The sequence below is a fragment of the Vibrio sp. 1249-1 genome (assembly GCF_033340495.1).
In genome coordinates this window covers 86,933-106,124 of the sequence record NZ_JAWOWJ010000007.1, presented here as the reverse complement: position 1 = coordinate 106,124, position 19,192 = coordinate 86,933, and the positions used below count along the sequence as shown (strand labels likewise).

The 19,192-nt window shown below is 42.6% G+C and carries 21 protein-coding genes; 12 read left to right on the top strand and 9 right to left on the bottom strand.

Translation table 11 applies throughout. The features are described 5' to 3' along the window. Positions 1-63 precede the first annotated feature (63 nt). The 6 genes from R7Z50_RS14480 to R7Z50_RS14455 form a co-directional block, all read right to left on the bottom strand. A complete protein-coding gene (locus R7Z50_RS14480) occupies positions 64-498 on the bottom strand; it encodes a hypothetical protein (protein WP_053409849.1) in 435 nt (144 codons plus the stop codon). Between the two features lie 329 nt (positions 499-827). Further along, entirely contained in the window at positions 828-1,229 is a 402-nt protein-coding gene (locus tag R7Z50_RS14475; protein ID WP_053409850.1) for a hypothetical protein, read from the bottom strand. Between the two features lie 20 nt (positions 1,230-1,249). Then, positions 1,250-1,876 carry a phage repressor protein CI gene (locus R7Z50_RS14470; protein ID WP_053409851.1) on the bottom strand — a complete coding sequence of 209 codons (627 nt, stop codon included), beginning with the start codon at positions 1,874-1,876 and terminating at the stop codon, positions 1,250-1,252. Continuing rightward, positions 1,863-2,099, bottom strand: coding sequence for a hypothetical protein (locus tag R7Z50_RS14465; RefSeq protein ID WP_053409852.1), 237 nt, complete (start codon positions 2,097-2,099; stop codon positions 1,863-1,865). Before R7Z50_RS14465 ends, R7Z50_RS14470 begins: the two co-directional genes overlap by 14 nt. A gap of 10 nt (positions 2,100-2,109) precedes the next feature. After that, the gene (locus tag R7Z50_RS14460) at positions 2,110-2,520 is read right to left on the bottom strand and encodes a hypothetical protein (protein WP_053409853.1); all 411 of its coding nucleotides are present in this window, start codon (positions 2,518-2,520) and stop codon (positions 2,110-2,112) included. 115 nt (positions 2,521-2,635) lie between these two features. Continuing rightward, a complete protein-coding gene (locus tag R7Z50_RS14455; RefSeq protein ID WP_053409854.1) occupies positions 2,636-7,708 on the bottom strand; it encodes a DEAD/DEAH box helicase family protein in 5,073 nt (1,690 codons plus the stop codon). A gap of 189 nt (positions 7,709-7,897) precedes the next feature. Between R7Z50_RS14455 and R7Z50_RS14450 the strand changes: the two genes are divergently transcribed. The 4 genes from R7Z50_RS14450 (at position 7,898) to R7Z50_RS14435 (ending at position 10,367) form a co-directional block, all read left to right on the top strand. Further along, positions 7,898-8,155, top strand: coding sequence for a hypothetical protein (locus tag R7Z50_RS14450; RefSeq protein WP_053409855.1), 258 nt, complete (start codon positions 7,898-7,900; stop codon positions 8,153-8,155). Between the two features lie 271 nt (positions 8,156-8,426). Next, positions 8,427-8,597 carry a hypothetical protein gene (locus R7Z50_RS14445; protein WP_157052368.1) on the top strand — a complete coding sequence of 57 codons (171 nt, stop codon included), beginning with the start codon at positions 8,427-8,429 and terminating at the stop codon, positions 8,595-8,597. 351 nt (positions 8,598-8,948) lie between these two features. After that, entirely contained in the window at positions 8,949-9,341 is a 393-nt protein-coding gene (locus R7Z50_RS14440; RefSeq protein ID WP_053409858.1) for a phage protein NinX family protein, read from the top strand. Between the two features lie 42 nt (positions 9,342-9,383). After that, positions 9,384-10,367, top strand: a complete 984-nt coding sequence (locus R7Z50_RS14435) for a hypothetical protein (RefSeq protein WP_053409859.1) — start codon at positions 9,384-9,386, stop codon at positions 10,365-10,367. A gap of 316 nt (positions 10,368-10,683) precedes the next feature. Here R7Z50_RS14435 and R7Z50_RS14430 read toward each other — a convergent pair whose 3' ends face one another. Beyond that, positions 10,684-11,496 (bottom strand): hypothetical protein, encoded by an 813-nt coding sequence (locus tag R7Z50_RS14430; protein WP_079324392.1) that lies wholly within the window; start codon positions 11,494-11,496, stop codon positions 10,684-10,686. Between the two features lie 207 nt (positions 11,497-11,703). On the opposite strand from R7Z50_RS14430, the gene R7Z50_RS14425 reads away from it, so the two are divergent. Beyond that, complete coding sequence (locus R7Z50_RS14425; protein ID WP_053409861.1) at positions 11,704-12,189, top strand: hypothetical protein; 486 nt, start codon at positions 11,704-11,706, stop codon at positions 12,187-12,189. Beyond that, a complete protein-coding gene (locus R7Z50_RS14420) occupies positions 12,189-12,497 on the top strand; it encodes a hypothetical protein (RefSeq protein ID WP_053409862.1) in 309 nt (102 codons plus the stop codon). Before R7Z50_RS14425 ends, R7Z50_RS14420 begins: the two co-directional genes overlap by 1 nt. A gap of 99 nt (positions 12,498-12,596) precedes the next feature. On the opposite strand, the gene R7Z50_RS14415 is transcribed toward R7Z50_RS14420, so the two are convergent. Beyond that, positions 12,597-13,463 (bottom strand): hypothetical protein, encoded by an 867-nt coding sequence (locus tag R7Z50_RS14415; protein WP_053409863.1) that lies wholly within the window; start codon positions 13,461-13,463, stop codon positions 12,597-12,599. Between the two features lie 18 nt (positions 13,464-13,481). Then, on the bottom strand, positions 13,482-15,878 hold the full coding sequence (locus tag R7Z50_RS14410; protein ID WP_053409864.1) for an Ig-like domain-containing protein: 2,397 nt from the start codon (positions 15,876-15,878) through the stop codon (positions 13,482-13,484). Positions 15,879-16,155: 277 nt separating this feature from the next. On the opposite strand from R7Z50_RS14410, the gene R7Z50_RS14405 reads away from it, so the two are divergent. From R7Z50_RS14405 to R7Z50_RS14380, 6 genes are all read left to right on the top strand, one after another. Further along, positions 16,156-16,470 (top strand): hypothetical protein, encoded by a 315-nt coding sequence (locus tag R7Z50_RS14405; protein ID WP_139374576.1) that lies wholly within the window; start codon positions 16,156-16,158, stop codon positions 16,468-16,470. 17 nt (positions 16,471-16,487) lie between these two features. Then, complete coding sequence (locus tag R7Z50_RS14400; protein ID WP_189338764.1) at positions 16,488-17,315, top strand: thioredoxin fold domain-containing protein; 828 nt, start codon at positions 16,488-16,490, stop codon at positions 17,313-17,315. 84 nt (positions 17,316-17,399) lie between these two features. Beyond that, positions 17,400-17,915 (top strand): hypothetical protein, encoded by a 516-nt coding sequence (locus R7Z50_RS14395; protein ID WP_053409867.1) that lies wholly within the window; start codon positions 17,400-17,402, stop codon positions 17,913-17,915. A gap of 81 nt (positions 17,916-17,996) precedes the next feature. Then, a complete protein-coding gene (locus tag R7Z50_RS14390) occupies positions 17,997-18,446 on the top strand; it encodes a hypothetical protein (protein WP_053409868.1) in 450 nt (149 codons plus the stop codon). Between the two features lie 3 nt (positions 18,447-18,449). After that, a complete protein-coding gene (locus R7Z50_RS14385) occupies positions 18,450-18,833 on the top strand; it encodes a TraR/DksA family transcriptional regulator (RefSeq protein ID WP_053409869.1) in 384 nt (127 codons plus the stop codon). 39 nt (positions 18,834-18,872) lie between these two features. Then, positions 18,873-19,181: an HU family DNA-binding protein gene (locus R7Z50_RS14380; protein ID WP_053409870.1), complete on the top strand. Its 309-nt coding sequence runs from the start codon at positions 18,873-18,875 to the stop codon at positions 19,179-19,181. Positions 19,182-19,192 lie beyond the last annotated feature (11 nt).

Below are 19,192 nucleotides of genomic sequence, written 5' to 3'. Positions count from 1 at the left end.
TTTTAGATATTAAAAAAGCGGGTAACCCCGCTTTTTAGTAAGTTTAGTGATAGTGAGTTATTTTTAATCATTTTGAATTTCACATCCATTATTAGGGTCTTTGAAGTCTGCAATTGACCCTGAATTAACAAAGAACATCTTCTTATCCTTTTCGCATATTACGAAGTTCAAATCTGTCGTTTTCGTAATATGTTTAGCGATGCCAATTGCTCTATCAACCCAGTTCGAGTTCTCTTTAAGCACGCTATTAATCGCCATTATGTTTATACGGTCAGGCCTAATCTGATTTCGTTCAACACCATTGACCTCTGTATATTCCTTAGTATAAGTCCAGCCTGTATCTTCGAGTGTAATTAGCATTGCGTCATCAATAGTTCTTGTAAACGAAATGAGGCAAACATAAAACACCAAAAACAAAAACAGATTAACCTTAACAAAAAAGAAAGCGATTCCTCTTGATTTCACTATTTCCTTTAAGCAAATTTTTAGATACTTCACTATAGATTCCTATTTATCCGTTTACGTATTTTCTTATTCATGGCGTATTAACGAAGATGTGTCTTTTCCTTCCTAATACACCAACTTACTTTTTATAAAATAATTCACATATGTTAATAATATTTAAAGTATTATTATTTACTGACTCCAATTTTAACTACCCAAAAATATCAAGACTTAAATACCAGAAACCACTCCAAATAGATAATGAGTTAGATATTCGTGTGTTGCGTCTAACCAATAGAGTGAGCATTGTATAGACCATCCGAAATTCTACAATTTGCAAGTTATAGCCTATCTGGTTGAATGAAGGTTTTGTGCTCATACCATTATTGTGATTCGGTCATGTTCCACTTGGTCAGAGCTTTGCCAATAGCAACGATCATGTCTCCTGACAATTGCTCGGTACGTTTGGGGAACCAAGTATATTCATCACCATCGAGTGTCGCAAATACCCCAAAATTGACGTTATTGATTTCTACTTGTACCAGACCCTGACGATCTTCATTTAAGCTAACTTCAACGGATGCGGTGTCATCCTCTGGTAACATGTCGTCTGTCAGTGAACTTAATGCCACCAATTCGTCACGATATTCTTGACCAACCTGGATCAAACTGCCTTCAAATTGTCGACCTGAAATGATGAACTGGCGGTCAAAGTACTGTCCTACAACTGGTGACCAATAGACTGCGTTGTCGGGCGCGTTTGCCAGAATTTCTTGTGCATTCATGTGGTGAATCCTTCTAATAATTATCGTTTGTTCATTGCCATTTTGACTTTGCCGGCAATCAACAGATCAGCTAAGTTCAAATCGCGGTTACTTGTTGAAAATTGGACTTCAACTTTTTTGTTCGGTAATCGTTGAAGCTCGTAAATACCGAACGCACCATCTATAGCTACAAGGTATCGCCCTGAACTTGGTAATGACTCTTGACGGTCGATAAACAGGGTTTCATCATCATGGTCAACGATAGTGAGATGTTCACGGTTTAGCCCGAAGAAATCTAATGTTCCTTTACCTAATATCATTGTTCTACAGACAGATAATTCGCCATTTTGAATCATGTGAACAACATTGCTTTCTGGCTGTTCATTACTTACAGGAAGGTTGGCAGCTTGCTTCCCGTTAGGGAATGGTTCGCCTATACCAAACGCAAGATATTGGATAGATGCACCAGTTAATAGGTGAACAAGGATCATTGCCTCATGGTTAATTCTGTTTTTCTGCTTCCACGTGGCGATTGTAGATTTCGGTTTACCTAAGATTATTGCTAACTCACCATCTCTTTTTTCACCAGTGGCGACTTTCAATCGGTTTATAAACGCTTTAGCGTCTCCGTAATCTGGCATTGGGACAGTTGGGCTATCGGCTTTCATCGCCACCTCGCAATGCAGTTTTTACCGCGTCTTGGTTAATCTTCTCGCCGCAATTCATACAGTATTTGGCAAACTTGAATTCTGGCGGTGGTGTTACAACGTGGGTTCTGTTCTTCTCGTTGAAATCTTCAACCTGGGCTGTCCACTCACGGTACTGTGTCGCAACATCGCCAAGTACTATGAACTTACCGCCCACAGAGGCAACTACGTGACTACATTCCATTATCGGTACCTCAAATGCCGTACTGAGCGACAAGCTTTTGTGATGACCCTTGATAGATGCGGTCGAGTTCCCCTTGTGCGCTTAAGCCACTCTCGATGATAGAGGTCTTGATTTCGGCCTTACACACACAAGCAACGCTTGGTGATTGGTGATGGATGATGTACGCATCCGTTTTACGTGGGTGACCCTTTTGAAGAATATAAGGGGTAGACAACTGCACTTTACGGTTTTCAGTGATCAGACCGATTACCTCTGCATCCTCAATAGAAAACATGTGTTGCTCAATAACCGGCAGTTTATCCACTGAAATACCTGAAACTGGCATGTACTCAGTGACTGGGGTTAGAACAAGCTCGCCATACTCATTGGCATAAGTAATTGGAGCTATAAGGTCAGGTGTTTGTGCTTTTGAATTCGTCATTTGTGTTACGCCTCTAACTAAGATTCTTCAACCTTAAGCGAGAGTAGTAATCGCGCAATACCATTACAGGTAGAGAAAAGGCGTAATAACAAAAATTTGTTACTACGCCATAATTTTAAGCAGCGGCTAGAGTTTCCTCATTTTGTGTCATAAGTTCATGCTTAACCTCGGCTAATCGTTTCTTAGCGTCAATCAGGTTCTGTAGACCGTCAAACTCGCGCCCAATCTGAGACTGTGCCGTTTTCAGGTTAACGCGGATTTCTTCTAAGTAGCTTTCTTGGTTTTTAAGCGTTTTGTCTAAGCCTTTAAGCTGATTAATCACTGAATAAAGGATCGATGTTCCACTTGTTTTAGCGCCACCGGATAGGATAACGGAATACTCGTTATCACCCTCGATATAAACGGCGTGGCTACCGTAATTCACGCCAAACCTAACCGCAAAGCCGCAATAGTACATAACAGGTTTGTAACTGGTTTTATTAGCTTTAGACCAGTGTTGTAACTCAGCTTCTAACAGCTCCGCAGCTGTAGCGAATTTATTAACGTCATAGCCTGACACTACGGCCTCAAACTCACCTTTTGGCAATGCGTTTGCTTCATACTTTGCCATATCGTTTTTAATGTCTTGAATCAATTGTGCTTGCGTCTTCTCACGGCTTAGGTAACGTTTAATACCGTCCTCGTATTGGTGCTGCTGTTGCTGGTGGCGTTTGTGTTGCACCGTCAGTTTAGTGATTTCTTTGGACAATTGAAGATGTTCAAGCACTAGCGGGTTACCTGAGATCTCCGCTTTAATCTCAGCAAACGTGATGCTGTCTGCTGATAGGGCGTTCATTGTACGTAGGTTAGTTTCACCAGCGCGGAATGCTTCAATCCAGTTCGCCTTTGTTTCCAGCGTTTGATATAGGAAGCTATCAAGGCTGTTACGGGTCGCGTAATAAATTACATTAACACCTTCAAAATTAGCTGGGTCGGCTTCATACAGGTGGTTGCCTTGGCGCTCTAATCGACCTGTGCGTTGCTCCATGTCAGACGGTTTGTAGCATGGATCTAAATGGTGCACCGCTACACCTAAGTTGTTGATATTACAACCAGTTCCCATTAACTGAGTGGATGCTAGCACAACGCGTTTTACACCGTTATTGATCTGCAAGTAAAGCTCTGCCTTAGCCTTTGGTGTTTTGTACTCCTGAGCAAAAGCGATCTCATGTTCAGGGATGCCAAGCGCAATTAGCTGTTGCTTAATATCGTCATAGACTGAATAGCTAGATTCAGCCGCCATGATTTGGTCATGACCGATTGTTTCTAATTCTCTCTGTGCTGCTTCGTCGCCAGTGTTCGCATCTTTCATTAGCTGGCGAATTTTGGCGCGTAACTTCTCTTTACCTTTATTCGGAGTCGACAGGTCACAAAAAATTAGTTGTGTGCCTTTTACCGCGTCATATTGACGGTAAATCTCCGCGACTTTGTTTGCACATGCTGTTGCTTTTGAGTTCTCATTTTCGGCTTTGCTCGGGTCAAGTACTCGCAAATCCAGTGACGCGCATCGTGCGTGATACATCAACAGCAACATATTGTCGTTATCGATTGGAGAGCTTTTGAAATCCTTAGCTCTTTCTACTAATGAATCGATGAATTCTTTTTGTTGATCTGATGGGTCTACAAAAATTGTCTGCGGCTTTCCTCCGACTACTGGCGGTATCATGTTATAGCCACCAGCTAATTTAGGTAGGTAGTCGTTAAGCTGTTTCTTAGTAACGGTTTCCGCAATACAGCCATAAATAGCCTGCAGCTCTGGCAAGTTATTGAATGAGCGTAGGCGTGACACTGGTTTGAAGTTGATACCTGTCGCGTCGATCTCAAATTCGCTGCTGGTGGTTGTGTACAAGTCAGCCCATGAATCCAACCAGTGTAAATTAGCTTGTTTCAGCTCGTCGTAGGCAAGGTATTTCTGAATGCTCCAAAGCTCGATAATGCTATTTGAGATCGGTGTACCAGTACTAAATACAACGCCTGCATGGTCGTTATTTTCGTTTAAGTGACGGATTTTACAAAACATATCCCAAGCGCGCTGGCTACCGTCAGGGTTACCAATGCCGCGAACATTTGACAGTGCAACCGTCGAGAATGATAAATTTTTATAGCTGTGCGCTTCATCCGCAAGAATTGAATCAAAACCCAGTTCAGCGAAGTCTAAATACTCGTCTTTCGCTTCACGGTTGGTCAGTGATTCCAGTTTGAATTCAAGGTTTTTCAGTTTGGTTTCAAGCTTCTTAACAGAGAAACGAGCGCTTAGAACTTCGATAGCGCGGCGAGTCTCCCAAATTTCATCATGGATGATCTGAGATTCGGCTTCTTTCGGTAATGCAATAGCTTTAAAGGTCGACTCAGGGATCAGTACAATCTTTGCACCTGTCTTGATTCGGTTAAGTGTCTCGCGGCGCTTTTGTGCGCTCATATCTTCCGGTGATAGTACCAGTAGCTTTTCAGTAGGGTATAAAGTCAGCCATTCTACAGCGATTGCTTCAACCAAATGGTTAGGTAATACAACAGCTGTACGCTCTTTAAGGCCTAAGCGGTGCCACGTGTTACAAATAGCAGCTAGCGCGTAAGTTTTGCCTGAACCTACCGACATATCCATGAGAAAAGAACCTTGCGCCAGTGCGCGGCGTACACATGTTTTCTGGTGTGCACGTAAAGAAATACTGCTATTCATGTTCGGGAATACAAGCATTTCACCGCTGTATTTAGGTTTCACATAGCGGTTAAATTTCTCGTTATATAAGCTTTCAAGTTCAGCGCGGCGTTTGTCACATGACCAAATCCAATCCTCGAATCGAGTTGTGATTTCTGTAGCTATTGACTCAACTTGAACGGTCGCTTCTCGGTCAATGAACGTACCGTGTGTGTTAGTACGACGTACAATTAGGTCACGGCCTGCCATCATACGAGAAATGATTTTTGTCGCTGGGTAGCCATCGATGCCGAATTGTTGAGTATTGATAACACTCGGCACACCTGTGGCTTTAACGAACCATTGACCTAAAACGTGTTCAGCATCGACACTACAGCTCAACAGTTGGCTAATGAAGTCTTTCACTACGCTAATAGGTAGCCAACCCGCGTTAAGTTCGACATTAATGTCTACAGCTGGGACGTCTGCAGGCTGTATAGCTTTTAGAGCCTCGTAGTTAGGCAGTAACGAAGAGTTACCGTTTACTAAAGCACTGACAACCTCAAACTTGCTCTTTACATCGCCTGATAGGTAGGTTTCTGCAAATTCATATTGGCCGTTTTTCGGGTCTAGAAAGATTAGGTTACCTACGAGTTCACGTTTAGTCTGCTCGATTGATTGACCGCAAAGCGCAGCAATACGCGGAATATCAATAGTGTGGCTGTCATTCCAACACACCCACAATGCGTCAGTGCTGTTGTCTGCAGAAGTAGGCGCAACCCACGGCTTGATGATACGACGGCTAAAAATCTCTGCTTTGTCGGCGTGAGGTTTTTCTGCTGGTACGTTTAGGCGTTTAGCTTGCTCACGAGTAACACCGCGATTGAAATTAGACTCAAGGCTAGCCAGATTTGCATAGAAAGGGTCTTTACCGAAAGCGCGGCGGTTGGCGCTTTCCTGAATGAAGCCGTGTTGACGAACAAAGGCATCGTAACGGTCGTTCAGTTCTTGACGGGCTGTTTCAATAGCCAGTTCGTGACCATCTGTGCGCTCTAGCTCAAGTAACTGAGCCATAGACTGTTTAACTGCAATCATAGAAGCGATACGGGCAGCGCGTTTGCCTGTGATCTCCTGACATACGTCAAACGTCATGTTTCCGTGTTCGTCGTCCTGCTTTCGAATCGCTACTTTGTCATCTTCGGTTAGCGCAAAGCCGCCAAAGTCGATATAGGCATTGTCTGAGACTAGGCCAGCCATAGGCGCTAAGAATTCGTCATCATCACTTTCTGAGGTCTGAGTCGATTCAAAGTAAATATCTTTCGGGAAATGAGCGGCAAAAGCTCTCTGAACATCAGCTACGATGTCTTTTGAATCTGACATGCATTGGATCTGTTTACCTTGAATGCCTGGCTGTACTTCCATGACACCGAGAATTGCATCTGGATTTGCAACGTAGTGGTTGTTTAGGTAGTACGATTCGCCTGTAGGTAAAGTTTGTTCGAAAGCATGAACCCAATCAGCCGTCGCCGCAGTTGCAGTGTTAGAACGTTGCAGTAATAGGACGTCAACCGAAGCGTTAGCGCCGCTGTGCTCTTGAAACACACTTTTAGGTAGTCGTATAGCACCGCGCAGCTCGGCAAGGTTAGCGACGATTTCTCGAGCCTTAGTGCTCTTGGAGTCAAGGAACGAGGTAGACACGATAGCGACCATAAGGCCACCCATGCGTAAGATTTTTGCACCTTTAGCCATAAAATAGTTGTGCAGAGTCATACCGTTAAGCTGCGAATCCAGCTTATCAATCACTTTTGCACTGCCAAAAGGTGGGTTCTGGATTACTAGATCTTGATTAGCTTTGATGTTCAGTTCTTCAAAACCCTTATTACCATATACGGTTGCATTCGGGTAAAGGTGTTCTAGTGCCTCTGCAGTCACGCTATCAAGCTCACACAGCGTAACTTTGGAGTTTTCAAACATATCGGCAGACATAGGAGCTATAAGGCCACCCATACCAGCTGCAGGATCGCAAATTCGGCCACCAGCATTAAAGCCGGCATTAGCTAACATCGTGTAGATGCCACGCGTCAAATATAGGGGCGTGTAAAATGCCGATAGGGTAGATGTGCGCGCACTGTAGTACTCACTTTCGGTGAGCATGTCTTTTAGTTGCTGGCGCTTTGATTCGGTCTTTGTGTTCTTCTCGTCAAAGATAGAACTCAGAGCGCCCCAACCAACGTATTTGGCTAGCTTCTCTTGCTCTAAGCGAGTAGCACTGCTGTTACGACCACGGAGAGCTTTAAGGACACGTATAGCCGTTACATTAGCTTTAAATCGCTGCGCGTCTGTCGATGCTACATTCAGAGCGTTTGATATAAGGAAATCACGGGCAGCCGCCATTATAAGATCACGTTTTTTTGTATTGTTGTGCTTTTCGGTAAATGTCTGCAATTCTTGGTTGGTACCGAAGAATAGGCCCATTTGACCAGATTCATAAGTGATAGTTTGAACGTCTGACATGATCTGTTGCCCTTAATATGTTGCTTGTCTGAAAGTTACCTTTCTATAAAAACATCGATCATCATTCCCGCAAGTAGTAGAGCTCTACTACTACATTTTCAAAATTAGAAGTTTTTAAAATCTATTCAGATGATAAAATGACACCATTAATCGGAACGCATAATCACCAATAAGGCAGCAACTTAAGGTATGGCAACTACAGAGAGCGTTAGAGAATTAGAGTTCCTGTTTAGCGATGATAAGCAGGGCGCTTTGGCTCAAACCCCATTTGGACAGTATGAGGTTTTCATGGGGCAGTCCGGTTCTTGGTGTGCAGAGTTTCAGTTTGGTAATGCTTGCAGAGTCCTATCTAGGAAGCTCGGTGTGACTTGTGAGCAGGCAGTATTGATGTGCCAAGAAGATTTCAAAACACGGGTGCATGCCTGTCTAACAGAAAATGAAAAGTAGAGATTGAATGAGTTATAGAGTTGCACATAAAAGAAAGGTAAACGCTAAGAAATTCGGTAGAGTTCTAGTCCGTTATTCAATGGCAATAGCTGGTACTCCTTTCACTTTCCCAGTAAAGCCCGGGACTGGGAAGAATATAATCCATCAATATGTCGTCGGGGTTGCTTCTCAGTCTGGTCGCGGCAGATCTATTATTTCAATGATGCAAGAACTAGATAAAAAAGACGGTGGTAACCGACTTCAAACTTTTTTGAATTGAAATGGGTAATTGATGAAAAAGATAGTAAGTTTTCTAGCAAGTATTTCATTTGGCCTTGCGGTATCAATGCCATTTTTCTTCAATTATGTGCCTGCGTATGTACTGGCTATCATGGTAGGGCTTCCTTGGGTTGCATTCATACTGCAGTTGCGTGACAAGGAGAAAACTAAGGTTGTTGACTGACGCGAAAGAATGGTTTTTTTCTATTGTACGAAGGTAAGCAGACAGATGAAATCCTTCATTTGGGAGCGTTGCAATTTATTCATTGGGTAAACGCCTTAAGCTTTAATGAGAGATTCGTTTTCTCTATCTTGACTATGCTGATTTTAACTGCCGGGTGTAAGTTGATTTTGAGGCTTGTTCGTCAACTACTTAACGTTGGACGCTAGTGTCAAAGATTATAAACTCCGAAAAAAGAATCTGAACCTGGATAGAGAGGGCGATAACGCTGTTGCGCGATCGGAGGCTTGAATTAACCTAAATTACATTGAAGTGATAGTGATGGTCGCTATCCAGTCGTAGTAAGGAAGATTCATGTCTCGCGTTAACGTTTCAACTTTAGAAGGTGCTGTTCTTGATTGGGCGGTAGCGAAATGCCAAAACCTTCCAATTAAGTATGACCCTATGGGCTTTGGTTCTGGCTCAGAGGCTGGGTTTTGGGTATGGGATGATGACCCTAAAGGTTATATTACAAAAATCGGTCGTGGCTACAGTCCTTCCACTAACTGGCAGTTGGGCGGTCCAATCGCTGATGCACAAAACATTAGCCTCATTTCTCCAAGTGATGGCTCAACAACCTGCTCGGCGTATGTGAAGGGCGGTGAATGTACACAAAACGGAAATACGTTATTAATTGCTGCTATGCGCGCTTACGTATGTAGTGTGCTTGGCGAAGAAATTGATCTACCAGAGAAAGCTTTCCATTAAAGCCTCTGTAGACCATACACAGTAAGACTTAGGTAAACACGAATGCAGTCAACCGCAGAATTTCGAAACATTACAAAACTTCCCAAAGGTGAGGGGTTTCAACTGAAATTCAAAGCTAATGGAGAAGAGTTCCAACCATACGCAGCGAACATCAGTGAAGCTATATCAAAACGTAATGACTACTATCTGGATAACAATTACCGCCCAGCCAGACTGTTCAAGAAATTCTATACCTTGGACTGTCTAGCGCCCAATGTTGGTATAGAAACCAAATCTGGTAACCCATTTCATCGCTGGCAGGTTCATTCACGAACCCTTGAAACAAGCACATATAGCCCGAAGTCATACAATGACCATGATGCTGCCGTGGAATTTACGACTAAATGGATTGCTTCTCATAACGCAATTGCAGCGGTTTACAATGGCCGTCGTGAAGAAATGTTTTTGCAGTGGATTGAGCAGGAAGCAAAGCACGGGACACCATATATTGATGTCGAATTTGACGCAGAGTTATGGCGCCGTTCAGCTCGGTTACTGTTTGGCACCAACATACCTGAATACTTTGTAGAAGATAATGAGCGCTCTCCAATATGGGTTCCAAACACTCAACACGTTTTTACTGCAAAGGAAATGGGTTACGGAAAGGGCAAAGAATCAAATTTCCGATCAAAGAAGATAGCTACGGGTTTCACAGCTGCAATAGGCAAATTTAATAGTGGGTATGGGGGCTACTTTAGACCTGGTTTTGCAGTCTCAGGCGGAACTACAGGATACAAGTGGAAGTTTTTTCGAATATCCGAACAAAAACCTTTTTTAAAGGCTTATCTTGAAGCGGTAGATTACTACGTGTTTATACACGCGTTAAGCAAGAAAGAAAAAGAACAGTTGTACTCAAAGTGTCCACCTCGAGATATTTTTTATCTCGACTATAAGCGTCGGTATGATCAGGGAGAAGATATTTCAATTATCGAAATTCTTGATATGTTGGATCTGGATGATTTCAATCTCAACAATATCAAACCGTGAGAAGTTACCCTTAAAATATACACTTTAAGAACTCTGGTCGCACGATCCTGCTATCGTAGAACAATATCGATGCCTCTTTGCAGCAACTGCAATACATTCGATACTGAGCACCCGAAGTGTTAATAGTGGCTTCCTTGCTGCTACACTTCGGGCATGCTGATGGCAACTGGATAAATCCATCGCATGCCATGCAAAGACAAGAGTATTTTCCTCTACCTTTTTTATCCCTACCCATAACTTGGCCGACCAAATCTGCCTTGCTGTTACATGACGGGCAGTTGATTAGTGCTTGGTATTGCTGTGTTTGAGTCATAACTTATTTCTTGCTTACCAAAGAAAATGCAAATACGAAAAATGCCAAACTGCCTGCCAGTAAAATACAAATAGAATACGTAATCGATAACGAGAGAAGACCCGAAGCTAGGTGGTCGAGTAAAGATTCCCATGCCTGGTCGGAAATTAAACGAACGCAACCGAGTACGAGCAGTAATAGTAATGCCCCTTTAACAGATCCGCGCAGGTCTGCCGGGGAAGGTGACATATGCAAAGCGATGGCCGCGGTTAAATACATCCAAATGGCAAATTTGCCCGGACTGTCTTGAGCAATCACCCAAAGAACCGAGCTCAGCTTTAGCACTGCGTCAAAAAGGGCCGTTACAAATGTGGTAAATCCTGATGTGTGGCTGAACGGGGCGCTTAACGAGTCAATGACATCAATAACGTTTTCACCGTATGGCAGAAACGAATAGGTTAATATGTAGATCGCCGCAGTACCACCGAACAGGGGAGCTACACCAATAAAAAAGTTGCCGATCTGCTGCCAGAGGTTCGCGGGGTTGTATGAGTGAGTCACGTAGCCTAATGTTCCAGTGCCATCAGGCTTGAATAGCGCCACCTCGTTTATCTTATGGAAAAATGGGAGGCAGATAAGAGCGTGCGATATTTCATGTACAGGGGTACCTACGATCGCGCTAAGGTATATACTTTTCCCTCCAAATTGTCGTGCAGCTAAGCCGCAAGTCAGCCTTTGAAGTAAGTATAGGGTCACAACGAACGCGAGGAATAACCCGGAAGTCGATAGTAGCGTTGTTAGTGTATCGATAAAAAACGATGTGACTGTATTAGGCATTCAGTAAGGTCCGATTGATTCCATTTTAAACGTTCAGTTTTGAAGTCGTGGTATCTTATCAAAATTCGCTTGAGGATATTTTCTTTTTAAGCACACTAAACGACATATTAATAAGCCTTGTACGAGAAATACACAGACATTGCCCGAGAAAAGCGCATCTGGATAGCCGTACAAGCAAACAACTAGCTAATAAGATAAAGGGATGTAATGACCTATCAGACGACATTGAATGAAGACGATATAGAACTAGCCGAGCGTACTGCAGCATCTTTACGACGGATGCAGATCTTTTTTAATGAAAATAATATTGGACCGGAACTTGGCAATGAATTGTTCTCAGCTTTTGTGAAGTTTACGTTTGATGGTAACGCGTCTTTTGGCCACAGTGCGGAAGACTCTTGCAGAATTGAGCGAGAAGACCCGCTACTTAAACAATGGATGGCCGAAGTTCAGCATATCATTGACTATATCCGTCTGCAGAATGCCGGCACTATTTCCAGCATGTATGCACATAAAGAATCTGATCATTCAAACAACCCAATGTTGAAAGGGGCGTTCCTTGATGTCCTGTTGGATGCTGGCACGAAGGACGAAAATCCGGTGGAAGGCACTGTAGCGGTATTGACTTGTTTGTGTGTAAACCACATCAAGAATGCTCAACATGCTCCAGCTGGTGGCCGGGCGTTACACTGATGTCAGAACAAGTACAAATAAAAGTTCAAATGTTAGCAGCTACCTTGAACGAAGTAGCAAATGAACTAATCGCAGAATGTAATTTTGATTGGAGTCTACTTACTGTTGAAGGCAAATCAGTTTGTGGAATGATGGTAAGCAATGCGTATTTGCTCGTAAACGGAGCTAAAAAAACTTTATTGGTTACGCCCGAAATGGGTAATCGTATTCGTGATTGTAGTAATAGCCTCAGCGTTCTCGATGAACGTATAGAATCTTATTTATTTACAGTGAACAGCAATGGTGAGTACGAATTTGAAATGCATTAACATCTGTTGATATAGCTGACGACGTTACTTGTATTCTCCATTCACTAAGGGACTCTCAATGGAGTCCCTTACTATTTCTAATCACTATCAAATTTCGCACTATTCATTGGGCTTGTTGTCACTGAGTGATACAAAGTGAGTTTTGCCGATGTTTGGTATAATGAATGTGTGGTTATACACGTTAAAATTTAAATTCTCTCCAACCATTTCATTAAGCGCTTTTGCTTGCTCGTACTCAGAAGGGTCGACTAATAGCTCAACGTTACCAGTGTCTCTTTTAACCGTAATAACATTTTTTCCCTGACCACGATCGACATCAACATGTAAAAGTTGGCCACTTAAATTGTAAGTGTTCTGGTGCGAAATATAGCTCTCTATCAACTTGTCTGAGTTTAATACAAACACAGCGGTACAAATGAGTGCAATAGCTGTCTTGTTTGGGCAGTATCGTCTAAACCCCTTTTCTTTGTTAAATATCACCAAGTTGGTTAGAAACGACTTGTTAACCCAAAGAACCGTTGAAATAAGCACCCCAACAATCACGGCAGTAGCGGCCATCAGTAACGATTGGTGCCCAATGAGTTCAATTATGGACAAGTCTTTTTGTAGGATAAAGGAAGCCGCGAAGATGCCATAAATTACTATTGAATGTTTGGTCAGGTTGTTTGTGCTGATTTTGTTTATAGTATTTTTGGCAACATTCAACTTAGAGTTTTTATCATCATCCGATGTAGATTGCACTTTACCTTCACGCTTTGAAATCATGCGTTTATAAAAGATAATTGCGAAATATATAGCTATGAAAAGCGGCGATATTGTTGCGAGGAAAGCTATCCAAAAGAAGAATAGTTTAAGTACTGGCAGGCTGTCCTGTAGTAGCTCACCACTTCCAAAATATACAGGGAGTGTAAGAAATGTCCCTAGTGCTAACCAAGCGTTTCTAGTTTTTCTGAACGTATCATTCATGCAGGTATTTCCTCGGACTTAATCGTATTTACTTGTTAGCTCAGGCACCTCAAGCATAAATGATGCAATGCCTTCTGAATTTGATGATGGATAAATCGGTACATCGAGTTTTCCTCCCAAATCACCCAAGTCTAATGGGATACTTTTTGTTTGACCTGGTGATACCTCAACACCTTCAACCATCAAGCCGAATGGAGCGTCAGAACGGAGTGTAACAAGAGCATCCTGCAAACCGGTTGCTAAGTTTCCAGAGTCAGTACGTAGTTCTGATGATGTGACTCTAGCTAGTGGCTCTCCCTGTCTGTTAAGCAGGTTTTTGCTAATGGCTAATGTCTTCAAATTCTCTAGTTTTATCCAGTTCTCAGGGGTGTATTGAAATCTCGCGGTACCAGTGCCTATGTTGTTATATTCATCTTTAACTCGTACTGTCAGCGTGTAACTTTGTTGTTCCTGCAAAGCAGGGAAAATACGGGGTTGTTCGAGTTTCCATGTGTCTTGGCCAAGGTCAGTAATCGCAAGATAAACTAAATCCTCACTTGGTCCACCTGATAAGCTCGCGTCGAGAATAGTCATGGCTGTGTTGTCTATGGCGCTAACGGTGATGCCGTTAATACCTTGGATCATGTCACCAATAATGGCACCGTTATAAAGCAGCGTAACTGCTGGTGGGGTAGTGTCATTTGTGAAGGATACAACGTCTTTTCTAGCGTAATTGTGGTGCTTCTCCATCACTACTGCTTCAACGTTGTATGAGCCTTCGGGTAAAGTGCTCAAATCAAATTGGTACTTATAGTTAGTGCCATTTTCCTCAGATAATATACGTTTGACAGAGAGTTTCTGACCATTCGATTCTAGATAGGCTTGAGTGATCCGGGTGTTATCAAAGTAATAGCCGCGGTTTGGTTGGTAAGCATAGACCGTAACGATCTTAGTATTCTTATCCCATTCCGTACTAGTGATTTCAGGGTGGTGAGTATCGTTCCAGTGAACACTTGCCCAACCGGGTTGACCATACAAACTACCATCCAAGTTTTTGATTGAAGAACCACTATGCAGGTTGCCGTAGGTGCCTGTATCTAAGAGCTTTGGTGGGTCGTAGGTGATAACACACTCTGTATCCCCAGCCGGCACAGTACATTTCCCCATATGCTCAAATACTTGGTCATAGTCTCTTGGTTCAACTATGATCTTTGCAGCCGTGACAGAAACTGGTAATTCCTCCGTGTACACTTCACGGCCCCAACTGCTCCAACCTATATCGGAATACTGATACTGGTTACCTTTACGAACGGGCTCTTTAGGCGCGGAATCATCAAGCTTTAAATTGTAACTCACACCTTGAATAGACCAAGAACGGCGGTCATGAAATCGCACATAGTTCCCGTTTGTAAAACCATAAGGCCGCGTGAAAACAACATACACATACTGGTCATCGACATCATCGTAGATTGCTGAGTGCCCTACAGGAGTGATACCACCACGAACTAGGTTGGCGTAGTTAGATCTTGGTATCCGATACATAAAAGAAATAGGGTTCTCTTTGACAGTCATTGCCGCAACATAGGGCTCGTAACCTGCTTGGCCACCCATAACATTTGTAGAATCTGGGTCATGGATTGCGAAAAGCTGCGCGTTGCCTCCAACGGTATCAAAATACAGGTCTTGTTCTTTCGAATATGCAATGTTGCCGGCATTATCGACCACTTCAAACTGTAAGCTGTAAACAGTCTCCGCGTTGTCACCACTAGGAAACCACGATGATCCATTGCCTATATAAGCTTGCATGGCTTGAGGGTCAAAACTTGCGGCGGCTTTTTTATAAACCTTTTCGCCAATCCTGGTTATCGCGTTAACTACTGATACGCCAGAGTTTTCATCGGCAATATCGGATACATAATATTTGTTTGTACTGTAATAGCCGGTATACCAAGTGTCTGCAGGCATGTTTATGCCATCTAATCCACCATAACTGGTTGCTTGTGGAGAACCGAGAGTGGGCGCGGTCGTGTCGATAACGATAGGGTAGGTGTTGGTTTGTATTATTTCACCAGATAGATCCTTTATGTCAGCAACGACCGAATAGGCTCCATCATTTGGCGCCGACAAAGTTAAGGTTTTACCGTAATAGTCACGTCCTAGCGCAGTAATCCTGTCATTTACACCTATGACATTGCTTTCCGTAGAGCTAATTGCGTTTCCGCTGCTGTCTTCAATCCTTAAGGACAATTTGCGGTCAAGGCCACCAGATACAGAGAAGGTTATGTCTGTTGTCGGGTTGAAAAACTCATTAGCACTATCTAGCTCAACTAAAGAATTGTTTGTATCAATAAAAGATAAAGACAACACCTCGGCATTAACAATGGCACTAAATAAAGTTAAAGGTATCAATGGCCATATGTACGTTATTTTCTTCACAGATCATCCCTCGAATAATTTCTGCCGATATTCTAGAGACATTAAAAAAATCATATGTTCATTAAGTAGCGGTAACTAGCAGTATTAAAACGACATCATTAGTAATGGTAGTAGTTTAGGGGCATTAGGATGGGTGAACACAAAATTGCTCCTGTTTGGTGCGTTGATTAAGTGCGGCTAAAAAGACGGGGAAAATCGAAGTGTGGGTACTTGAAGATGCGTATAACTACACACTCAAACTTTTGAGTAAGTGATGCCAGTTCAAGAAGGAAACCCAATGATTATTCAGGAACAGTCAAAATTGAGAGTAGAACCACTATTGGTTCTGGCTACTGAGCTAATTCAACTACGTAATGTTTCCAATTGGACAGAGGCAACCATCACTTCAAGTTCTAATTTTGGCATGATGTTGACGACTCTCTCATACAAAACGACCTCGGGCGAAACTATCGCGTTAGAGATCCCGACTGAATTCTGTGAGCGATTCAATGACTTCAAAAAATCGTTTAACCAACAGAGCCAAAATCAAATCAAACAAATACTACTCAAGGTGAAAGCCGCTGGTGGTGTTTACGAACTCCGTATGGAATGAATGAGGTCTTCAAAAAAATGGTAAGTAGCCGTAAATTATCAACATTACTAATCGCTGGAGCACTGTTCGGTGGGTTTTCTGCTCAAAGTATGGCAGCAATCAACTCCAATACAGATCAGCCTATTGCTACAGGGAGCTCATTGCAGGTAGCGCCACCACAACTGAAAAACCTCATTGACCAAGGTGTCATTGAAGTTATCGAAGTGTTCCAACATGATTCATTTACTGGGTGGCTAGTCAAAAACCAAGGCGAATACCATTTATATTGGGCAACTAAAGATAATTACGTTGTTGCTGGACCTCTAATTGATCAAAACGGTATCAACATAACTTCTAAGTATTTAGATGCGAAGAAGCCCATTCCTGACTACAACAAAGTTTTTGAAAATTTTGAAAACGAAGGTTGGTACTTCTCAACACACCCTAAAGGAAACAGCAAAGGCACGATGTATGTATTCATCGAACCATTCTGTGGTTGGTGCTCGAAATTGTTTAATGAAATTGAGCCAGCAATTCAAGATGGTTTAGAAGTTCGCTGGGTACCTGTGTCATTCTTGTCTGCTCAAAGCCCGGATGTGATTGAGTACATTACTAGCCAGCCAGATCCATATGCAGCTTTGCAAGAGCATGAGCATATTCGAGCTCAACGTGCCCGTCCAAATACTAAGCCTGCAACCGTTAAAACTCGTGAACTAATAGAGAAAAACGGTGACTTCATGAAAGCGTTCGACATCGCGGGTACGCCGGGTATTGTCTATGTTCAAAATGGAAAGGCTAAGGTGGCTGGCTATATGAAACCTGCGCAAATGCAGGAATTCATAAAAATGATTGAAAGCCAAAAATAACCAATATGACCCGCTTTCTAGCGGGTCAAACATATCAACAAAGCAAATAACGCTAGTGGACGTAAAATCACTATGGGAGAAGGCATGAAGGCCTTGAAGGTTCAGTTATTAGGCATATTAGCCACTGTGTGTTTATTTAACTCCATGAGTGCATCTGCTCATGATTCTACACCCAACAACGTAAGAGAGCTGACAACTGCCGAAGTAGAGCTCCTTGGGTCTGATATTGATAACAATGGTGTTCGAGATGACATCCAAGAGTATCTAGAAGGTCGTTACTCTGGGTACCCGATCATTCGTCATGAGATGGAAAGGTATTCAAAAGCAATTGATAAGCTGATGATTGGTAGAACAATCAAGGAGCGGTTGGAGGCATATCAAGAAATGGATTCAACCAAGTACTGTGCGTTTGGCTGGGGGTACACCGAAGATGAATTCACAATGCATGTATCACAAATTTACGACATGCAAGTAAATACGCCGCAAAGAATACTGGCTGCCAGTCGCGCCGAGCGTTCAATGAGAGGGTTTGAACGCCCACAATATCGCACTAAACCTTACAAAGAATACTGCCATCAAGAAAAATCATCACAAAACTAAAAATTAGGGCTTGCACATTCAAAGTTTAGCGTTATAAATGTGGAAAGTCCTGATTAATAGGGTGGAAGCTTGGAATTCAAAATGATTGATACCGTCATAGCAAAGGGGATTAACCCAGATATGACGACCAACGTCCTTGTTTCCCCACTACCAGAAGAATTGAAGCAAAAAATCGTCGATTCTGGCTTATGTCTGCCTAATCGCTGCTTCGATAACAGCTGGTCGATAGTGATGAATGATTTGTTCCCTGGAGCGGAATACGTTTTAGCCTTTGCTTGTCGAGTGCTTCCTGTTGAGCACTCGATCATTTGTGTTAATGGCAAATACTACGATCCGACATGGGAGCTGCATTTGGGAAATATAGGGACGAAATACGTAATGCTGGCTAAGTGGTCTAAGAAGGAGTTACCCGAAGTTGCCAAAAAAGCAAAAGGTCATGATGGGTATTTATATCCTCCAATGGTCCGATTTTTGGAAACTAGTCATCATTTTAACAAGTTATTTTTACGCTCAAATGTATGTAAGGTTTGAATAATGCAAGTACACGATTTTCTGTCAGAACAACAATTAAATTGCATCCGAGAGAAGGTTTCCCAAGGGATTGCCAACATTCAAGAAAGACTAAGTTCAGAACAGAACACATGTTTGTCAGAAGGTGTGAGTATGCCTGACCCGACAGACCGAGCAACTCTTGAGACTGAACGTAGTTGTGGTGCAGCTTTACGCAATCGTGAAGAGAAACAATTGCTTAATTTACGTAAAGTACTCGGCCGTTTAACGCATAAACTGGATGAATTTGGCTTTTGTGAAGGCTGTGGAATAGAGATCGATTATGACCGCTTGATTGGTGTTCCTACAGCTGTGAAATGCCTAGAGTGCCAGCGCATTGAAGAATACAAGAAAGGCCAAATGCATTAATCGCATTGCGATCAGCTAAATACAATGAAGGGTTATTAAATGACATTAACTAAGCGTGATTTAGGAAGAAGTCTCCAAGAGGTATTGCCCGTAGCGTCCCGCGAGGCAGAATCCTTGGTCACTGATATTTTTCAACAAATTAGTGATGAACTCCAGAATGGTAACGAAGTAAGTTTGCATGGTTTTGGCCAGTTCCGAATTCTTGAAAAAAATTCTCGTCCGGGGCGCAATCCAAAAACGGGTGAAGCTTGTGATATTTCAGCCCGTAAAGTCTGTGTTCTTAAACCTGGAACACAACTGAAAATCTCAGCTAAAAATAATGCCAAGAAAATGGCTGTTTGCATGTAATTCTAGTTACA

What these genes read in the sequence shown, in the direction of transcription:
- R7Z50_RS14475 (WP_053409850.1), bottom strand. Translation starts at nt 1,229, where the DNA reads ATGAATGCACAAGAAATTCTGGCAAACGCGCCCGACAACGCAGTCTAT.
- R7Z50_RS14470 (WP_053409851.1), bottom strand. Translation starts at nt 1,876, where the DNA reads ATGAAAGCCGATAGCCCAACTGTCCCAATGCCAGATTACGGAGACGCT.
- R7Z50_RS14465 (WP_053409852.1), bottom strand. Translation starts at nt 2,099, where the DNA reads ATGGAATGTAGTCACGTAGTTGCCTCTGTGGGCGGTAAGTTCATAGTA.
- R7Z50_RS14460 (WP_053409853.1), bottom strand. Translation starts at nt 2,520, where the DNA reads ATGACGAATTCAAAAGCACAAACACCTGACCTTATAGCTCCAATTACT.
- R7Z50_RS14455 (WP_053409854.1), bottom strand. Translation starts at nt 7,708, where the DNA reads ATGTCAGACGTTCAAACTATCACTTATGAATCTGGTCAAATGGGCCTA.
- R7Z50_RS14450 (WP_053409855.1), top strand. Translation starts at nt 7,898, where the DNA reads ATGGCAACTACAGAGAGCGTTAGAGAATTAGAGTTCCTGTTTAGCGAT.
- R7Z50_RS14445 (WP_157052368.1), top strand. Translation starts at nt 8,427, where the DNA reads ATGAAAAAGATAGTAAGTTTTCTAGCAAGTATTTCATTTGGCCTTGCG.
- R7Z50_RS14440 (WP_053409858.1), top strand. Translation starts at nt 8,949, where the DNA reads ATGTCTCGCGTTAACGTTTCAACTTTAGAAGGTGCTGTTCTTGATTGG.
- R7Z50_RS14435 (WP_053409859.1), top strand. Translation starts at nt 9,384, where the DNA reads ATGCAGTCAACCGCAGAATTTCGAAACATTACAAAACTTCCCAAAGGT.
- R7Z50_RS14430 (WP_079324392.1), bottom strand. Translation starts at nt 11,496, where the DNA reads ATGCCTAATACAGTCACATCGTTTTTTATCGATACACTAACAACGCTA.
- R7Z50_RS14425 (WP_053409861.1), top strand. Translation starts at nt 11,704, where the DNA reads ATGACCTATCAGACGACATTGAATGAAGACGATATAGAACTAGCCGAG.
- R7Z50_RS14420 (WP_053409862.1), top strand. Translation starts at nt 12,189, where the DNA reads ATGTCAGAACAAGTACAAATAAAAGTTCAAATGTTAGCAGCTACCTTG.
- R7Z50_RS14415 (WP_053409863.1), bottom strand. Translation starts at nt 13,463, where the DNA reads ATGAATGATACGTTCAGAAAAACTAGAAACGCTTGGTTAGCACTAGGG.
- R7Z50_RS14405 (WP_139374576.1), top strand. Translation starts at nt 16,156, where the DNA reads ATGATTATTCAGGAACAGTCAAAATTGAGAGTAGAACCACTATTGGTT.
- R7Z50_RS14400 (WP_189338764.1), top strand. Translation starts at nt 16,488, where the DNA reads ATGGTAAGTAGCCGTAAATTATCAACATTACTAATCGCTGGAGCACTG.
- R7Z50_RS14395 (WP_053409867.1), top strand. Translation starts at nt 17,400, where the DNA reads ATGAAGGCCTTGAAGGTTCAGTTATTAGGCATATTAGCCACTGTGTGT.
- R7Z50_RS14390 (WP_053409868.1), top strand. Translation starts at nt 17,997, where the DNA reads ATGATTGATACCGTCATAGCAAAGGGGATTAACCCAGATATGACGACC.
- R7Z50_RS14385 (WP_053409869.1), top strand. Translation starts at nt 18,450, where the DNA reads ATGCAAGTACACGATTTTCTGTCAGAACAACAATTAAATTGCATCCGA.
- R7Z50_RS14380 (WP_053409870.1), top strand. Translation starts at nt 18,873, where the DNA reads ATGACATTAACTAAGCGTGATTTAGGAAGAAGTCTCCAAGAGGTATTG.